This is a genomic window from Rhodospirillales bacterium, assembly GCA_018666775.1.
Classification (GTDB): domain Bacteria; phylum Pseudomonadota; class Alphaproteobacteria; order SMXQ01; family SMXQ01; genus JABIXC01.
Genome location: JABIXC010000004.1, coordinates 57,405 through 74,453 on the forward strand (window position 1 = coordinate 57,405; position 17,049 = coordinate 74,453).

General features: G+C 53.9%; 16 protein-coding genes. 12 read left to right on the top strand and 4 right to left on the bottom strand.

Features of this window, described 5'->3' with window-relative positions; translation table 11 throughout:
* Window positions 1-93: 93 nt before the first annotated feature.
* Window positions 94-795 carry a dienelactone hydrolase family protein gene (locus HOJ08_01830; protein ID MBT5672178.1) on the top strand — a complete coding sequence of 234 codons (702 nt, stop codon included), beginning with the start codon at window positions 94-96 and terminating at the stop codon, window positions 793-795.
* Here the strand turns inward: HOJ08_01830 and HOJ08_01835 are convergent.
* Window positions 792-989 carry a type II toxin-antitoxin system HicA family toxin gene (locus HOJ08_01835; GenBank protein MBT5672179.1) on the bottom strand — a complete coding sequence of 66 codons (198 nt, stop codon included), beginning with the start codon at window positions 987-989 and terminating at the stop codon, window positions 792-794. The genes HOJ08_01830 and HOJ08_01835 overlap by 4 nt on opposite strands.
* A 165-nt stretch (window positions 990-1,154) precedes the next feature.
* Between HOJ08_01835 and HOJ08_01840 the strand changes: the two genes are divergently transcribed.
* From HOJ08_01840 to HOJ08_01880, 9 genes are all read left to right on the top strand, one after another.
* Window positions 1,155-3,227, top strand: a complete 2,073-nt coding sequence (locus HOJ08_01840) for an acetate--CoA ligase family protein (GenBank protein MBT5672180.1) — start codon at window positions 1,155-1,157, stop codon at window positions 3,225-3,227.
* Between the two features lie 13 nt (window positions 3,228-3,240).
* Complete coding sequence (locus tag HOJ08_01845) at window positions 3,241-4,404, top strand: acyl-CoA/acyl-ACP dehydrogenase (protein MBT5672181.1); 1,164 nt, start codon at window positions 3,241-3,243, stop codon at window positions 4,402-4,404.
* A 97-nt stretch (window positions 4,405-4,501) separates the two neighbouring features.
* On the top strand, window positions 4,502-5,407 hold the full coding sequence (locus tag HOJ08_01850) for a p-hydroxycinnamoyl CoA hydratase/lyase (GenBank protein ID MBT5672182.1): 906 nt from the start codon (window positions 4,502-4,504) through the stop codon (window positions 5,405-5,407).
* Between the two features lie 22 nt (window positions 5,408-5,429).
* Window positions 5,430-6,401 (top strand): NAD(P)-dependent oxidoreductase, encoded by a 972-nt coding sequence (locus HOJ08_01855; GenBank protein MBT5672183.1) that lies wholly within the window; start codon window positions 5,430-5,432, stop codon window positions 6,399-6,401.
* Between the two features lie 120 nt (window positions 6,402-6,521).
* Window positions 6,522-7,019, top strand: coding sequence for a cupin domain-containing protein (locus HOJ08_01860; protein MBT5672184.1), 498 nt, complete (start codon window positions 6,522-6,524; stop codon window positions 7,017-7,019).
* 23 nt (window positions 7,020-7,042) lie between these two features.
* Window positions 7,043-7,570: an RNA polymerase sigma factor gene (locus HOJ08_01865; GenBank protein ID MBT5672185.1), complete on the top strand. Its 528-nt coding sequence runs from the start codon at window positions 7,043-7,045 to the stop codon at window positions 7,568-7,570.
* Window positions 7,571-7,622: 52 nt separating this feature from the next.
* Entirely contained in the window at window positions 7,623-8,426 is an 804-nt protein-coding gene (locus tag HOJ08_01870) for a hypothetical protein (GenBank protein MBT5672186.1), read from the top strand.
* Between the two features lie 149 nt (window positions 8,427-8,575).
* Window positions 8,576-9,880 (top strand): sulfite oxidase, encoded by a 1,305-nt coding sequence (locus tag HOJ08_01875; protein MBT5672187.1) that lies wholly within the window; start codon window positions 8,576-8,578, stop codon window positions 9,878-9,880.
* Between the two features lie 3 nt (window positions 9,881-9,883).
* Entirely contained in the window at window positions 9,884-10,246 is a 363-nt protein-coding gene (locus HOJ08_01880) for a hypothetical protein (protein ID MBT5672188.1), read from the top strand.
* 8 nt (window positions 10,247-10,254) lie between these two features.
* On the opposite strand, the gene HOJ08_01885 is transcribed toward HOJ08_01880, so the two are convergent.
* From HOJ08_01885 to HOJ08_01895, 3 genes are read right to left on the bottom strand one after another with little or no spacing between them, the layout of a single operon-like run.
* Entirely contained in the window at window positions 10,255-11,043 is a 789-nt protein-coding gene (locus tag HOJ08_01885; protein MBT5672189.1) for an alpha/beta hydrolase, read from the bottom strand.
* 12 nt (window positions 11,044-11,055) lie between these two features.
* Window positions 11,056-14,271: an efflux RND transporter permease subunit gene (locus tag HOJ08_01890; protein ID MBT5672190.1), complete on the bottom strand. Its 3,216-nt coding sequence runs from the start codon at window positions 14,269-14,271 to the stop codon at window positions 11,056-11,058.
* Window positions 14,268-15,500 carry an efflux RND transporter periplasmic adaptor subunit gene (locus tag HOJ08_01895; protein ID MBT5672191.1) on the bottom strand — a complete coding sequence of 411 codons (1,233 nt, stop codon included), beginning with the start codon at window positions 15,498-15,500 and terminating at the stop codon, window positions 14,268-14,270. The genes HOJ08_01890 and HOJ08_01895 overlap by 4 nt, the downstream gene beginning before the upstream one ends.
* A gap of 320 nt (window positions 15,501-15,820) precedes the next feature.
* Here HOJ08_01895 and HOJ08_01900 point away from each other — a divergent pair, with 320 nt between their 5' ends.
* Together HOJ08_01900 and HOJ08_01905 are read left to right on the top strand one after the other, a co-directional pair.
* Window positions 15,821-16,102 carry an exodeoxyribonuclease VII small subunit gene (locus HOJ08_01900; GenBank protein MBT5672192.1) on the top strand — a complete coding sequence of 94 codons (282 nt, stop codon included), beginning with the start codon at window positions 15,821-15,823 and terminating at the stop codon, window positions 16,100-16,102.
* 57 nt (window positions 16,103-16,159) lie between these two features.
* Window positions 16,160-17,041, top strand: coding sequence for a polyprenyl synthetase family protein (locus tag HOJ08_01905; GenBank protein ID MBT5672193.1), 882 nt, complete (start codon window positions 16,160-16,162; stop codon window positions 17,039-17,041).
* The last annotated feature ends 8 nt before the right edge of the window (window positions 17,042-17,049 follow it).

The window sequence follows — 17,049 nt, forward strand, 5'->3', positions numbered from 1 at the left end:
ATCACATCGGTGCCCGTTTTTTTGTGTTTTGTGAATTGCCCCATGGGCATTACATTTCATAATAATCAATTATAAAAATCAGGGAGGGGCCTTATGACAGAAGAAATCACACTCACCGTTGAAGGCGAGGAAATCAAAGCGATCTTTGCAACACCGGAAGGCGAAGGCCCATTTCCAGGCATTGTGCTGACCTATCATAAGGGGGGGATGGATCCTTTCACCCATTGGCTGGCCGATGATCTTGCCAGAGCGGGCTTCGTGACCGTTTGCCCGGATCATTTCCACTGGTTGCCCGAAGGGGTCAGCACCGATGACCGCAAGGATCATCTCTTTGACACGCGGATCGCGGCTGATCTTGCCGTATCGCGGGGGTATCTTGAATGTCTGGACAGTGTGAATGGCGATAGCATCGGCATCGTTGGCCATTGCATGGGGGGGCGGAATGCCTTTTTAGGCATTGGCGTTGATCCCCATTATCAGGCCGCCTGCATTTGGTATTCCGGTGGCATGTTCCGGGCCCAGGGCGGCGACGGCCCCAGCCCGTTTGACCGGTTGGAGAATGTCACCTGTCCGGTGATGGGATTCTTTGGCAACAATGATAAAAATCCATCGCCCGATGATGTGAGCAAATTTGATGCGGCCCTGACGGCGGCCGGTGCCGAACATGAATTTCACCAATATGATAATACAGGCCATGGCTTTATGGACCCCGACCATGACGGGGCTTACGTGGAATCATCGGCCAAGGATTCGTGGGGCCGGGCGCTTAAATTCCTGACGGAAAAACTGGCTTAAAAGGCGTCTTCCATCCCGGCCGCACGAAGGATGGCATTGGCATCAAAGCTTGTGGTGATCGGGCCAGAAAAAGTGAAGCGTTGGTTCAGGTGGGGGGAAAACCAGATTTCCGTATTTTCCCGTTCATCTGCATCAATGCGATAACATCCGGCTCTGATCAGTCTTTCCCGCAATGCGGTGTCGATTTGTCCCATTTTGATCTGTCCTGTGATGGTCCAGTTCTAATGTGAACGCCTGTTGGGCCATTATTCCATGCCTGTGGCTACGGTCAATGTTCATCAATGTTTGCTCAACTTGACAATGGTCAGGTGAACGCCGAATATCTGCGCAAATTATAAAAAATTCAGGGAGTAGCCCACGTGTTCCGGTCACCTGCACCGATTTTTAATGCCGCCAGTATTGCCATTGTTGGTGCCTCTGACAGAGCCAAATGGCCCAGCACAATTTGGTCCAATCTAAAAGATTTTGGGTATTCCGGGACGGTCTATCCCATCAATCCCCGCCGCGAAGAAGTGTTTGGGGTGCCGTGCTATCCCGATTTTGCATCCCTGCCTGAACCGGTAGAGCTGGGGCTTGTCATTGTGCCGGCAAAGGCCGTCCAGGGCGTGTTGGAAGATGGGGTTAAAAACGGCCTGAAGGCGGCCGGGGTTTATGCCGGACACATCGGCGAAGGGGTTGACCCAGAAGTGATTGCCCGGGGCGATGCGCTTCAGGCCCTGTGTGATGAAACCGGATTGTTGGTCGGTGGCCCCAATTGCATGGGTGGTATTGGCTACCGGGAAAAAAGCTTTCTCTATCCCAATGCAGGATTATGCCATGCGGCACCGGGATCGGTGGGGGCCGTTTTTCAATCCGGTGGCACCATGCAGTTCTGGGTTTCCACGGCCCTGTCACGGGGCATGCGTTTTTCATACGCGGTATCCACGGGCAATGAGCTGGGCCTTGATCTGGCCGATTACATCAATTTTTTCGTCGATGACCCAGAAACCAAAAGCATCGTTTTGTTCATCGAAGGCATTCGCCGCGTAGACGTATTTAAAGAAGCCTGTGCCCGGGCACTGGCTGCTAATAAACCTATTCTTGCCATCAAGACTGGCCGGACCCAGCGTTCCCGCGATGCGGCACGCTCCCATACCGGGGCTATTGGCGGGGACTGGGCCGGGTTTGAAGCCTTGTGTGAACGCTATGGCATCATCAATTGTGAAAGCCTTGATGATATGATCGAAATGGCCTTGGTCTTCCAACAAGACCGCCTGCCCAAAGGACCGAATATCGGTTTTGTCACTACATCGGGTGGGACGGTGGATTTGCTTTATGATTATGCCGAAGCCGAAGGCGCGGCCATGCCGGCCTATGGGCCAGAAACCGTAGAAGGCATTCGTCCACACATTCCGGCTGAAATGACGCCAAAAAATCCACTCGATTGTGGCATCCCGGCGGGCAGTCAGACGCTGGCTGATATCTGTGAGGTGGTACTGAAAGACAAATCTGTGGACATGCTGGCTTTGGCCGCCCAAATATCGCCGGGACGCACCGATATCGGTGCAGCCGCCCCCATCAAGGCGTTGCTGGACAAAACCGATATGCCGATTGTTGGCTTTGGCCGCATGCGCTATCCCATGGATGAAAGCGGCGTTGAATTTCAGGACCAAATGGGCATCCCGTATATTCAGGGGTTGGTTGAAACCTTGCGTTCATTAAATGCACTGGCCTTTTATGGTGCGAGGGCGGGCGACGCAGTCGATCTGCCCGAACCGCCAAAGGGTCTGGCTGAAAATCTTGAAGGCACAGCATTTGATGCATTGCTGGAATCTAATAACATTACCTTGCCCAAAAGCGCCTTGGTAAAAGATGCCGAAGCGGCAGTTAAGGCCGCCAAGCAAATCGGGTTCCCGGTGGTTTTAAAAGTGGTGGCCCCGGCGTTCTCCCACAAGACCGAAGTGGGCGGCGTGCTGGTTGGGCTGGACACAGAAAATGCGGTTGAAGAGGGGGTAGAGACCCTTGCCACGCGCATACACGCTGTCGATGCCAATGCCGAAATAACCGGCTATCTGGTTCAGGAAATGGTTTCCGGCGTTGAAATGATCATGGGGTGCCGTGAAGATCCGCTTTATGGCCCGGTGATTTTATTGGGCACCGGCGGCATTTTGGTGGAATTGATGAATGATGCGGTCATGCGTTTGCTGCCCGTTACCAAAGACAATGTGCGTGCCATGATCGATGAACTAAAAGGCAAGAAATTGCTGGAAGGGTTCCGGGGTGCCGCCCCTGCAGACATGGATGCGCTGGTTTCTGCCGTGGTTGGTCTGGGCCAGGTTTATCTGGATCATCGCCATGTGCTGGCCGATCTTGAGGTCAACCCGTTGATCGTGCGCCCCGAAGGGCGCGGTGTTGCTGCAGTGGATGTCAGGCCTGTTTTGCATGAAGACTAGAAAGGATTCTTGAATGAGTTTCGAGCTGCCCGAAGAATTAAAAATGTTGCAAGCGCAACTGCGCCGTTATGTCGATGCGGAAATGATCCCGGTCGAGCTTGAAACCTGTGACGTTGTGACGCTAAAGCCCGAATTTAAGGCAAAATTTGCAGAGGACGCAAAGAAGCTTGGGCTTTGGTTGATGGATGTGCCCGAAGAATTTGGTGGCCAGGGCATGGGCGTGCTGGCCACGGTCGTGGTGACAGAACAGATCGCCCGGACCACGGCGCTGCCCGCGCGCGGGGGCCATTTTACCGGACCAAGCGTGCGCGCCATTTTGTTTGAACTCTCAGACGATATGAAAGAACGCTATCTCTATCCCGTCATCCGGGGAGAAAAATTGACGTGCTTTGGGCAAACCGAACCCGATGCGGGGTCTGATCCTGGCTCCATGCGCACCTTTGCTGAACACGCCGACGATGGCACTGATGATTACATCATTAATGGGGTGAAGCGGTTTATCACCGGTGCGGGCAATGCCGATTTTATCCAGTTGATGGTGGCAACAGACCGTGAAAAAGGCTCTCACGGCGGGATATCGTGCTTCATCGTTGATATGGATACGCCGGGTGTGAAACTGGGTACCCAATATGAAACCATGATGGGGGATAAACCCTGGGAAATAATTTTCGATAATGTCCGCGTGCCAGCCAGCCAGCGGATTGGGGCTGAAGGTGAGGGATTTAAATTGGGCCAGCGCTGGTTGGGGGCAGGACGCCTTCGCCACGGTGCCCGTGCTTTGGGTGTGGCGGAACGCTGCATTGAAATGATGACCTCTTATGCCAAACAGCGCGTGACCTTTGGCAAGCCTTTGTCAGACCGCCAAGCAATTCAGTGGATGATTGCCGATTCCTTCGTGGAATTGCATGCCGCACGGTTGATGGTCTATCACGCCGCATCAAAGGCCGATGCCGGTGAAGAATTTCGCCAAGAAGCCTATATGAGCAAATACTATGCCGACGAAATGGCCTTCAGAGTGGCCGATCGTTGCATGCAGGTCCATGGCGGCATTGCCCTGACCACGGATTTACCGATTGAGCGTTTCTGGCGTCAGCAAAGAAGTTTCCGCATCACCGAGGGGGCATCTGAGGTCATGAAAATGGTCATCGCCCGTGGCATCCTCCGCGATTATGGCTAAACCCGAATTCCAGTGTGTCCGGCGCTATTGCTATGGCGGGGGTACGCTGATATTTTTAATGCAAATCAACAATCAATAATAAAGGGAGTACCAATCAATGGCGAAAGCCCCAAGCAAAGCAAAGAAAGCCCCTGCAAAACGGAAGGCGCCTGCTAAAAAAGCATCAAGCAAAAAGATTGTGAAAAAGTTTGAAACCGTTCTGGTTGAAAAACAGGATCGCATTGCTTGGGTCATTATGAACCGGCCCGAAAAACGCAATGCCATGAGCCCGCAGCTGCATCTTGATATGAATTCAGCGCTGGATGATCTGGCCATCGACAAAGATGTTGATGTTGTGATCATCACCGGTGCCGGCAAGGCTTTCTGTGCCGGGCAAGACATCCGGCTTTATTTCCGGGGCACCACCGATGATATTGCCAAGCGCTATAAAGCCAAGCATGCATCGCACAATTGGCGTTGGAATAAATTGTCACGTTTCCCGAAATTGACCATCGCCATGGTCAATGGCTATTGCTTCGGCGGGGCCTTCACGCAGGTTTCTGCTTGTGATCTGGCCATTGCAGCAGATAACGCTGAATTTGGTCTGTCAGAAATTAACTGGGGCATCTTGCCCGGCGGCATCGTCAGCTGGAACGTGGTCAACACCATGAATTTCCGTGACGCCATGTATTACGCCATCAGCGGCGATACGTTCACCGGTAAAGAAGCCGCAAGAAATGGGTTCATCAACAAGTCTGTTCCCAAAGCGAAGCTTCGCGCTGAAACCATCAAATTGGCCAAAAAGCTGATGAAGAAAAATCCGATGGCACTGCGTTACACCAAAGAAGCGATCCGCGCCGTCAAGAACATGAGCGTTGATCAAGCTGCAGATTACCTGAATGCGAAGTCTGATGCCTTGAAATGGGCCGATCCTGAAAAGGGCCGTGAAAAGGGCATGTCGCAGTTCCTGGATGACAAGACCTATCGTCCCGGCCTTGGGGAATATAACCGCAAAAAGAAGTAAGCGGGTTTATCGGAGAACGTCTTTGAAACGTGTCGGCCTGATCGGTCTTGGTAACTTAGGCTCTGCCATTGGTGCCAACCTGATCGGTGCCGGGCACGAAGTGATTGGCTATCGGCGCTCATCCATGAAGGCTTTCGTGGCCATGGGGGGCGTCGCTGGCAAATCGCCCAAAGACGTTGCAGAACGCGCCGACGTTGTGTTGGTCTGTCTGCCATCGGTCGACGCCCTGCATGAGGTTTATTCCGGACCCGAAGGCATTTTAAAATCAGGCCGCGATGGGCTCGATACGTTCGAGCTTTCCACCATCTCGTTGAAGGCCAAGGTAGAAGAATGTGCCCTTGCAAATGCCCATGGCGTGACCATGGTCGATTGCACCATTTCTGGAAACCCCACCTATATCGCGGCCCGTAATGCAGCAATTTTTGCAGGCGGGGACCACGATGCCTTTGACCGTTGGGTAACGGTCTTGCGCGATATCACCGACAAGGTCACCTGGATGGGGGCCTTTGGCACAGGCAGGCTGGCAAAATTTGTGGCCCTTTATTTGGTGGCCACCCACACCATGGCAGCTGCAGAGGCATTTCAACTGGCGACCCGTGCCGGGTTGGATCGGGGCGCCATGTTCGAAGCCATTAAGGGGTCCAATGCCACATCGGCCATGTTTGAAAGCCGGGGCGAATTGATGGTGGACCGGGATTATGCGGGCTATGATTCTGGCAAGCGCCGCCAGAACAAGACCCGTGAAGAAAGCGGACAATTGCCCAATCGGGGTATGGCCAACCGTTCCAAAAGTGTTGGTAAACTGTCGGGCCTTGCCCATGGTCTGGGCGGTGTTTATCCAATACTGGATGCCATGAACAAGGCCTACGCTGATGCGACCCAATCGGGTGCTGGCGTTTATGATATTGCCGAGGTTTTTGAATTTTTCATGGCCGATGGTGAAGCCTCGCCAAATATGGATGCGGTGATGAATTTGCTGGACAAATTCGACTAAAACCGCAGTTTTTGGCCCTTTATAAAGGGTATTTTCCCCTTTTTGACATTTGTGGTACAATCCCTTCGATATATTATGATTAGGAGGAAGTACGCAATGTCGGTTCAGGAAAATATACCAATGACCTCAGGAGAAACTGGGGGATTCAAGAACAGTGATTTTCGTGATGATATAAAGGCCACCGCTGAAAAGCCGATCTTTTTCGATCTTAAAGTCCAGATGCTGAAGCAGGGCCGCACCAACACACCGGTCTGCAAGACCGATAATATGTGGGGCGTTGTAAAGGTTTATGCGTCCGGCGGTGAAAATGGCCTCCATGCCCATACCAAGGAAGATCATATCTTCCTGATCATGCAGGGTTCCGCCTGCTTCTTCGGCCCCAATGGCGAAGAACGCCACGCCGGAACCCACGAAGGCATCTTGCTGGCCAAGGGGTGTTATTACAATTTTCAGTGCACCTCAAAGGAACCGCTGGTTCTGTTCCGGATCGGGTGTCACACCGCCCATGAAGAAGGCATTGCGGGTCGTTTGAACCTTGAAGGTGGTGCTATGGCTGGGGATCACAAAGACAACAAGCAAGTCGAAGTGATCTATGACGAAGGCGTTTATTTCGAATAAGGCTGAATGGATTGGTTTGGCTGATGTCGCGCCTTGAGCCCCTTTTGCCGCGCCTTTATCGTTACGCCTTCAGTCTTGCGCGTAACGATGATGGCGCGCGCGATCTGGTGCAGCAATGCGCGCTGAAAGCACTTACCGCCAAAAACACGCCCGATGCCGATTCTGCCTATCGGGCGTGGCTGTTTGTCATTTTACGCAATGCCTTTATCGACAGTGTGCGCCGCAAAGGGGCGACCGATTCCATTTTTGATCCCCAAGCCCTTGAAAATTGTGATGAAAAAGAAATGGAATATTGGGGCGGGGAAGAACGTTTCATCAATACACTGGCCGTTAAACAGGCCATGGGGCGGTTGAAAGCCCGGGATCGGGAGATTATCGGCCTTGTCGATTTGGCAGGGTTAAGCTACGCCGAGGCCGCAGGGGTTATCGGTATTCCCCAAGGTACAGTGATGAGCCGGATAAGCAGGGCGCGCGACCACCTTCTGGCACTTTTGGAGAAGGGTACTGTGGAAGTGATGCCGTCCCGCCGAGCCGGGATCCGGCAGAAATAGTAAACAGCCAGTAAACGGGCAATGAACAGATAATGAAAGAGTGAACTTAAAAGTGGAAGACGAAACAAAAAATAGGACAGAAGCGATAGAGCGCATCAACGCCTTTCTTGACGGGGAATTGGACCACAAGGCACAGGCGAGGTTGATGGATGACGTGGCGGCGGACCCTGCGTTGGCGAGGGAACTTTCTGTGCTCAGCCGTCTCAAGGCTGCCCTTGATGAAAGTGTTGATTGTTCTGATCTGAATCTGGAAATTCCAGCGCAGCGGAAACCGCGTCGGGCTTTGTGGACGAGTCTGGCCGTCGCGGCAGGGCTTGTGCTGATGCTGGCTGGCGGGGCGTTATGGCAATCTGGTTCGTCGTCCGGTGGGGATGTTCCCATTTACTGGGCGGTAAAAGCCCATCGTTCATGGAACGCACCATACCCAAAAGAATCAAGCCCCGTGTTGCGTCCTGCTTCGGTTCGTGCCGATGCCATCGTTCCCGATCTCAGTGCCAATGGCCTGGTCGTTTCTTACGTCGGCACACAAGCCTGGAGGCAGGGGGTTGATGCCTTGCTTGTGGGCTATCGGGGAACACGCGGCTGCAAGGTGACATTGCTGGTTTTGCCTTCGGCTTCGTCGAGAGACCTCGCTGCAGAAGGGGTGCGGTTTGAAACGAAGGGTGTTATCGCCGCTGCATGGACTACGGGCATGCTGGATTACTTTGTATTGGCCGAAAGTATGGCAGGTCCGCGCTTTCGTCTGGTCGCCGCCAGTATTCGCAAGGCCAGCATGGAACATCTGCCATTTGACAGTCGAACCCGCCTTGCCCTGGCGGAAAGCCGCAGGGCAAGCCTTCCCTGTCAGACCGGATAATTACGATTTTATGGAATAAATCACCTCCCCCATACGTTTCTTCAGTTGTATCTGCATTCGTCCGGTCTCCCCAAAGAGGGAGTCGTGGCGGAAAGTAAATGCATTTTCTTCAATCCCAGTAGCTAAGGGGGGCTATCATGGACAAAAAAATGAAGACGAAGCCGGAATCACGGCCTGAAGATATTTTCGAACTATATGCCGAAGATCCAGATCGCGCCGACAAAGTCGTTTTCGGGCGGGTTCCCGAAAACGATAGGCGTGGATTTCTCAAAGGAGCCGGGCTGACCAGTATGGCGGCACTGGTAGGGGCGGCCATTCCATTCGCCCGCAACATACCGTCGGGATTTATTCCTGAAGCTATGGCGGCGAAGTCCTTCTCCATCACGGGGAAGGATGGGTTGACCGTCCATAATGACCGACCGGTCAATGCGGAAACACCACCGCACCTTCTGGATGACAAGGTGACACCAACCAACCGTCACTTTATTCGTAACAATGGCATTCCTCCGGCAAACATGGATGCTGCCAACTGGAGCCTTATGGTTGACGGTCTGGTGGACAAGCCTATGAACCTTTCCATTGCCGATCTTAAGAAAAACTTCGAAGTTGTCAGCCACAAACTGACCATCGAATGTGGCGGTAACGGCCGTGGATTTTTCAATCCACCGGCAAGGGGCAACCAATGGACCCTTGGTGCCGTGGCCTGTTCGGAATGGACGGGTGTACGGCTTGCTGATGTTCTGAAGGCGGCAGGGGTCAAGAAAAATGTCGTTTACACGGCCCATGTTGGTGCAGACAGCCACCTTTCGGGCAAGCCCGGAAAGCTTTCGCTTTCCCGTGGTGTGCCAATCGAAAAGGCCTTGAGCCCCTATAACCTGATTGCCTTCGGCATGAATGGCGGAGACTTGCATCCCATGAATGGTGCGCCGCTGCGTCTGGTGGTTCCAGGCTGGCCGGGGTCATGTTCCCAGAAATGGCTGAAGCGCATCTTTCTGCGTGACAAGGTCCATGATGGCCCGAAAATGACCGGGAAGGCCTATCGTGTGCCGGGTTATCCGGTATCGCCGGGCCAGAAGGTGCCGACAAAGGATTTCGAGATCATCAATGCGATGCCAGTGAAATCCCTGATAACGTCGCCCAAAACCCGGGGACAGCTGAATGGTCGTTCCATGACCGTTCGGGGCCATGCCTGGGCCGGGGACGATGCGGTGGAGCGGATTGATATTTCCATCGATTTCGGCGTCACCTGGATCAAGGCTAATTTGCAGGCACCGGAAAATCCCTATGCCTGGCAGCATTGGTCGGCCAGGGTTGCGTTTCCCAAGGCCGGTTACTACGAGGTTTGGTCTCGGGCTACCGATACCAAGGGGCGTTCGCAGCCTTTCGCCATCGCGTGGAATCCCAAGGGGTATCTGAATAATTCCATGCATCGGATATCGGTTAGAGTATCGTAACCTATGATTAAAGCAGGATTACTCGGTCTTTTTCTGGGGCTTCTTGTGGTGTGGGGGTGGGCTGGTCCCACCCCCGCACAACAATTGGGGTCTGAATTCCCCGTCCAGGTGGCGCAGCAGGATGACTATGACGGCATGCCGCCGGGAAAAGGCCGGGATGTGACTTATGCGCTTTGTTCGGCGTGTCATTCCATAAAGTTGGTGGTCCAGCAGGGCCAGACCAAGGAAAGCTGGGATGAATTGATCGACTGGATGGTCAAAAAACAGGCGATGCCGCCCATTGACGTGGAAAATCGTGTCCTGATCGTCAACTATCTTGCCAAACATTACGGCGTCAAGCGCAAGCGCCCACGCTATATGCCGTAGTAACGGCGTTAGAGTTTGGGCATCAGCGCGTTTTGTTCCAGAAATTCGATAACAAACCCATCGAAAGTGGCCGGGTCTTCGATGCAACAGGCATGTCCTGTGCCAGCCAGCACCTTGTGGGTGCCATTGATAACATTCTCTGCGGTCAGTTTCCCGGCTGGAAGGGAATGGTCCTGTTCGCCATTGATGACCAGAACCGGCATCGGAATTTTCCCGAGATCGCCCGTGCAATCGGTTCCATTGCCCGCGTGGAAGACCTGGGCAATGGCGTCACCCTTCAGGCGTGGTTCGCGTTCCACCCACAGGTTCAGAATGTAGGCCCCCAATTTTGATTTTGAAAAATCATCGGAAACCAATTTGCGAAGATGTTCGATGTGATAACTGCCAAGGTCTTTGGTGTAGCCATCGATGCGCTGGGTATATCGATCGGATACGCCAGAATTCCCGCCAACTAAAACAATGGCAGAGAAACGCTCCGGGTTGGTAATCCCAAGATGGATGGCAATGCCCGATCCAACGGAACAGCCACAAAGAACGGCTTGGTCTATCCCCAAATCCCCCATGACACCCAGAACATCGTTGCACATATCGTGTTGGGTATAAGGCGTGGTGATTTTCGATGAACGCCCATAGCCTCGAATGTCGATGCTGACCACTTTGAACCAGGTGGAAAAATGCGCTTTCTGGTAAAGCCAGAGATCATTGTCAAAGGGATTGGCATGAACGAATACCATGGCAGGGCCGTCGCCACATACCTCGTACCAGATGTCAACGCCATTGGATTTACTTACAGGCATGATCGTATTCCCTTATTCTGCGGGCAGGGGGGATGTTTCATCCGCCGCTTGCGTCTTTGGTTGGACCTCACCCTGTAATTTCCAGACCAGCAGGGACAACAGGGGTGGGATGATCAACAGGGTCAAAATTGCCGAGAGTGCAAGGCCGCCCACAACCACGGCCCCCAGACCGCGATAGAGTTCAGACCCCGCACCCGGTGCCACGACAAGTGGGATCATGCCAACAACGGTGGTCAGGGTGGACATGAAAATAGGCCGAATGCGTGTGCGCGTGGCATCAACGATGGCATCTTCCGGGCTCATGTTGCGTTCGCGAATATTACTCAGCGTGCACGTCACCAAAAGGATGGCGTTGTTGACCACGGTGCCAATCAAGATAACGAACCCAAGCAGGGTCAGCATATCCAGTGGTTGGCGTGTGCCGGTTCCGACAAGGACAAAGCTGTTAAGGAACCAAAGCCCTAAAACACCGCCTGCTGTCGCTAGTGGCACCGATAACATGATGATCAATGGATAGATGAAGCTTTCCAGAATGATCACCATGACCAGAAAGACGATGACAATCGCTACCAGCATGTCGAGCTTCAGGTGGTTCCATGTTTTGGTCAGCTCACCCGCAGCCCCGCCCAGCGTGAGTTTAACCCCCGGTGGCAGGCCTTCGCGGTGGAGGACATCAATCACTTCTTTTTGGAGCTTGTTGATGGTCAGCTCCAGCGGGATCTGTTTGGAAGGCCGAATGTCGAGGCGAATATAACGCGCCCGTTCCAGATGCCAAATTTGGGTCGGGCCTGATGTTACTTCGATATTGGAAAGGGATGATGCGGGGACCACACGGCCATCACCGGTTACAACCGGCAAGTTGTTGATGCCCTGGGTGCTGGTGACAATGTTTTCAGGCCCCCTGAGGGTCAGGTCCACCCGGCGGTCACCCACCGTAATTTCAGCAATGCGAATGCCATCATTAAAGGCATCAATGGTTTGGGAAAATCCCCGTGCGGTTAATCCGGCATCGGCCAAGCGCAATTGATCGGGGACCATGCGGACTTCTGGGGCACCAAGTTCAAGGCCGGGCCGGGGGCGAACCCGGTGGCCTTCGCGGCGCGGAAGAATATCGGCCAGCATATCATCAATGCGTCGTGCGATCGCCAGATTTTTGTTCAGGTCAGGGCCAGAAATGTTAACCCGGATGGATCGTGATCCGCCGATGCCGCGAGAAAAAATGGATGATTGGCGAACAGAGGCACGCGTACCCGGTTCTTTCAGGACGGGGCCTTCGATAACCTCTTCCAACTCACCCGCACGATTGGGGTCATTGGCACTGGCGCCAACATAGGCTTGTTCAGACCTTGCAACGAAGAAGAAATTGTTGATCTTTGGCGGCTTGCCTTCTTCGGGCTCAGGCCCTGAAACGGTTACCCAAAGTGGCTTCACGGCGGCTTCGATGCTTTCAGCCATCCCTTTCATGGTTTTTAAATTGTACCCAGGCGGTGGTGTGATGCGGCCCCAGACAAAATTCTGATTGCCATTGGGCAGGAAATCCAGTGGTGGCAGGGCAAGGATGGTAAACAGGGCTGTGCCCCCAACCAGGCTGATGACGGCGACGCCCGCCATCTGTTTGGATCGCACCACAAGGCGGGTCAGCTGAAGCAGCTTTTCCGAAACAAGGCGGGCAAAACCATCGAGATAAGGAATGTTGATGGTCTTGGAGCCATCGGTCGGCACATTTTTAAGCAAGGTCCGTGAAAGGACAGGGACAACGGTCACAGAAACCAGAAGCGATAGGGTAACTGCGACCGAAAGGGCAACCGCAATATCACGGAACAACTGGCCCACCTGGAGTTCAAGCATCAAGATGGGGGCAAATACCAAAACGGTCGTCAGGGCCGATGCAAACACGGCAGGCCAAACCTCTTTGGTGCCTTTTATGGCCGCGACCATGGGCGATTTCCCCATTTCCCGGTATCGATAGATATTTTCTAAAACAACGATGGCCGCATCCACCACCATGCCAACGGCAAAGGCGATGCCTGCAAGCGAAATAACGTTGAGCGACCGGCCCAAAAGGGACATGGCAACAAATGCCCCCACAACCGAAACCGGTATCGCCAGTGTTATTACCAACGTTGGGCGCCATGAGCGCAGGAACAGGATGAGGACAAGGGCCGCCAGCATGCCGCCATACCAGATGTTCTGGGTCACCAAACTGATGGCGGAATTGATGTAGATGGTTTCATCATACACTTGCGTGATATAGAGCTGTTTGCGTTTGAGAATACCTTCGTTCAGTTCTTTTACGGCCGCGCGGATGCCAACCATGGTTTCAATCACGTTGGCACCGGTTTCACGAATTGCCTGAAAGGTAATGGTGTCTTCGCCCAAATATCGGCGATAGCTGGTGGGGGTTTTATATCCGAACACGACATCGGCGATGTCGCCCACCGTGACCCGGCTGACCTGTCCGGTTGCAGGGTTTTCTTCGCGCCGGAGCACCACGGTCTTGGCGGCTTTGGCGGTGTTTATTTCACCTTCGGCACGAACCAGATAGCGCCGTTTGCCTTCTTCGACTTCACCGGCAGAAACGGATGTGCTGGCTTCACGCAGGGTGCGCAGGACATCGGGGACGGTCAGGCGGTATTGAGCCATCTTTTCAGGATCAACAACGATTCGCAGTTCCCGGCGAGAACCGCCACGGGAATCAACCCCGGCAACGCCTGGAACCCGTTCAATGCGATCAACAATCACGTCCTCGATCAGGTCACCATAAATTTCAAGGTCACTGGTGTTGCCCTTGGCGCGCCGCATGGCGAAATAAGCGATGGGAATGTCTTCTGATCCACGCAGCAAAAGCCTGGGTTCCGATGCTTCATCGGGCAGGTCATCCACGCCGGATAATCGGTTGGAAATCAAAAGCATGGCGCGGTCAAGGTTGTAGCCCACCTCAAATGCCACTCTAAGTCTGGCCCGGCCCAAACGCGACCGGCTGGAAAGTTCCGTGGCACCATCGATGCCGCCGAGTTCCTGTTCCAGACGGTTGGTAATTTCACGTTCCACTTCGACCGGGGCGGCACCACTCCAGCGCACGCGGATATCCAGCACCGGGCGGCGCACATCAGGGGTCAATTGAATGGGGATGGTTTGCAGAGAGACCAGACCCAAAGCAATGATCATCAAGACCGCCGCCATCACAGCGGTGGGGCGCTTCAGGGACAGCTCAATCAGTTTGTTCATTGCGTGACGGCCTTCCCAATGCGGACCCGCTGGCCATCATGGAGGCTTTCATTGCCGCGGATAACGATGGTTTCACCTTCCTTCAGACCAGACAGAATTTCAAATCGAACGCCAATGCCCTCGCCTATGACGACGCTGCGCGCATGGGCCTTTTTCTTTTTCACAACGAATACCACGGGTCTGCCACTGGTGGTGACAAGGGCATCTTTATGAATGGAAATCACAGCACGACTGGTACCAATGGGCAGGTTGATGGTTGCGGATTGCCGGGCGGCAATGGTGTCAGGGCGTTTTTTAAAAATGGGTGTGAAACGCACGGTTCGGGTGCGGGTACGCTGATTTTCTTCTGGCACGACAGCACGAATTTTGGCTTTATAGGTGGTGGGGTTCCGGATCCGATTGCCAATAAAGAAGGTGATTAACGTGCCGGGGCGCAGGGCGGCAGCTCGATGGGATGCCACATCGGCCTCAATCTCCAATGCGCTGTCCGAAATCATGGTGAACACGGGCTGGCCTTCTTTAATATAGGCTCCGGCATTGGTGTGGCGAATGGTGATGGTGCCGTTATAGGGGGCACGGACGCGGGTATAGCGCAGGTCTGTCTCGGCAAGCTTTAACGATGCATGCGCCTGTGCGGCCTTGGCATTGGCTTCCAGTAATTCGCTTTGGTAACGGGTCACTTCAAGGCGCTTGTCACTGTAGCGTGCCCTGGAAAAAGCAGCAGAGGTCTGTAAATCCTCCATGCGCTTAAGCTCTTGTTGGGCAAGTGCCAACCGCGCCATGGCAGTTTCCCCAGCGGCTTTGCTGGCATCCAGTTCAGCCTTTTTCTGGGCGTGTTCCCACCGCAGCCTATCATCAACCATCAGGGCAAGAATATTTCCCTTTTTGACATGGGTACCGACATCAACGTTCATTTTGGCGATGGGCGCGTCAATACGGGCGGCAATGGGCCCCGATTGAACAGCGACCAAATGGCCGATCACCGGCGTGGTCTGGGTCAGCGGCGCCATGCGAACCGTGTCTACCTGGATCAGCCGGCGACGACGACGGCGTTTCTTTTTTTTCTTCTTTGCCGGTGTGGCTTTTTGGTCGCCCGTTTGCGCTTGAGCGGATGTGGCGGAAAGAACCGATCCATCATCATCAGCAGCAGGGGTTAAAAAGAATACCAAAAGCCCGGAGATGACACCAAGTGTCAGGGCTGAGATTAAAATAATTTTTTTATTGAACACCGTTACCCAAACTCCCTCTTGGCTTTCGGGGGTAATGGATGTGCCCCGACGCATATTCCCTGTATTGGCCTTGTTCCCGGGCTTGTCCGGACCGTGCCTTAGCCACGTTTTTGCGCGAGTTTCAGGGCCAAGTCAATATCAATCGAAAGGGGAGATTCGCGCGCTAATTTGAGCCTTGCCCCCGCTTTTCCTAGACTCCAGAACAGGCGCGTCTCCAAGTGCAATATTTGCCCTAATTGTGGACAAATGAAGGCGCATCTTGCAGAAGGCCATGACCCCTCTTAGACTGGCGCCAGAACAGCAGGAAAAGGCAGGGGAAAATGGCAAAATCAGCCACACAAACGGCTCAAAACAAGGCAGATAAAGATATCGAGGCTTTGAGCTTCGAAGCAGCCCTAGAAGAGCTTGAGAAAATCGTCGGCGAACTTGAGGACGGTCGAATCAAGCTGGATCAGGCCATCGGTGCGTATGAACGCGGCGCCAAGCTTAAGTCCCATTGCGCAAAAAAGCTGGCTGAGGCCAAGGCAAAGGTTGAAAAAATATCTCTGGGTTCCGCAGGAAATGAAGCACCAACTGGGGTCCAGCCCGCGGATATCGGCTGACGGGACCAGATTATGGGCCTAAAGCCAGAAAACAGTTCGGAAACATTGACCCAGGCCATGAAGCGGGTCGGCGGCGGTGTGGATGACGTTTTGGCGGACGTGCTTCCAAAAAGCGATTCCGAAGATGGCTTTGAGCCGGAAAGCCAGTTATTCGATGCGATGCGCTATGCGGTTCTGGGGGGCGGCAAACGATTGCGCCCGTTTTTGGTGGCGGCATCGGCAGAACTTTTCGACGTACCGGAAGCGGTATTCCTACGCGTTGGTGCTGCGGTTGAACTGGTTCATGACTATTCCCTCATTCATGACGACCTGCCTTGTATGGACGATGATCCCATTCGCCGTGGCAAGCCATCGTGCCATGTTCAATTTGGCGAATCGACTGCCGTGTTGGCAGGGGATGCGTTGATGCCGCTGGCATTTGAACTTCTGGCTGATCCCTTGACCCATCCCGACCCTGTTGTGCGTGGCGAACTCATTGCCGGGCTTGCCATGGCCGCCGGTGCCAAGGGCATGGTGGGCGGGCAGATGATTGATTTGGCCACCGAAGGACAGACGCTGGATATCGGGGAAATTACCCATCTTGAGCGCCTCAAGACCGGGGCGTTGATTGGGTTTTGTTGTGACGCCGGGGCCATTCTTGGTCGCGCCCAAGACAAAGAGCACCGCGCCCTTGCAGGGTTTTCCCATGACCTTGGGCTGGCCTACCAAATAGCCGATGACCTTTTGGATGTGGTGGGCAATGTAGAAACGGTTGGCAAGGCCGTGGGAAAGGATGCTGCCCGGGGAAAGGCCACGTTTATCTCTATTCTGGGCGTTGAAAAAGCCCGTGCCCAGGCCCTGTTGCTTGCAGATCAGGCAGCGAACCATCTTGATTGTTTTGGGGGTCGTGGTCGTCATCTTCGAGAACTGGCACGTTATGTGGTGGAACGGTCGTTATGACCGTTGGC

What these genes read in the sequence shown, in the direction of transcription:
- HOJ08_01830 (MBT5672178.1), top strand. Translation starts at nt 94, where the DNA reads ATGACAGAAGAAATCACACTCACCGTTGAAGGCGAGGAAATCAAAGCG.
- HOJ08_01835 (MBT5672179.1), bottom strand. Translation starts at nt 989, where the DNA reads ATGGGACAAATCGACACCGCATTGCGGGAAAGACTGATCAGAGCCGGA.
- HOJ08_01845 (MBT5672181.1), top strand. Translation starts at nt 3,241, where the DNA reads ATGAGTTTCGAGCTGCCCGAAGAATTAAAAATGTTGCAAGCGCAACTG.
- HOJ08_01850 (MBT5672182.1), top strand. Translation starts at nt 4,502, where the DNA reads ATGGCGAAAGCCCCAAGCAAAGCAAAGAAAGCCCCTGCAAAACGGAAG.
- HOJ08_01860 (MBT5672184.1), top strand. Translation starts at nt 6,522, where the DNA reads ATGACCTCAGGAGAAACTGGGGGATTCAAGAACAGTGATTTTCGTGAT.
- HOJ08_01865 (MBT5672185.1), top strand. Translation starts at nt 7,043, where the DNA reads ATGTCGCGCCTTGAGCCCCTTTTGCCGCGCCTTTATCGTTACGCCTTC.
- HOJ08_01875 (MBT5672187.1), top strand. Translation starts at nt 8,576, where the DNA reads ATGAAGACGAAGCCGGAATCACGGCCTGAAGATATTTTCGAACTATAT.
- HOJ08_01880 (MBT5672188.1), top strand. Translation starts at nt 9,884, where the DNA reads ATGATTAAAGCAGGATTACTCGGTCTTTTTCTGGGGCTTCTTGTGGTG.
- HOJ08_01885 (MBT5672189.1), bottom strand. Translation starts at nt 11,043, where the DNA reads ATGCCTGTAAGTAAATCCAATGGCGTTGACATCTGGTACGAGGTATGT.
- HOJ08_01890 (MBT5672190.1), bottom strand. Translation starts at nt 14,271, where the DNA reads ATGAACAAACTGATTGAGCTGTCCCTGAAGCGCCCCACCGCTGTGATG.
- HOJ08_01900 (MBT5672192.1), top strand. Translation starts at nt 15,821, where the DNA reads ATGGCAAAATCAGCCACACAAACGGCTCAAAACAAGGCAGATAAAGAT.
- HOJ08_01905 (MBT5672193.1), top strand. Translation starts at nt 16,160, where the DNA reads ATGAAGCGGGTCGGCGGCGGTGTGGATGACGTTTTGGCGGACGTGCTT.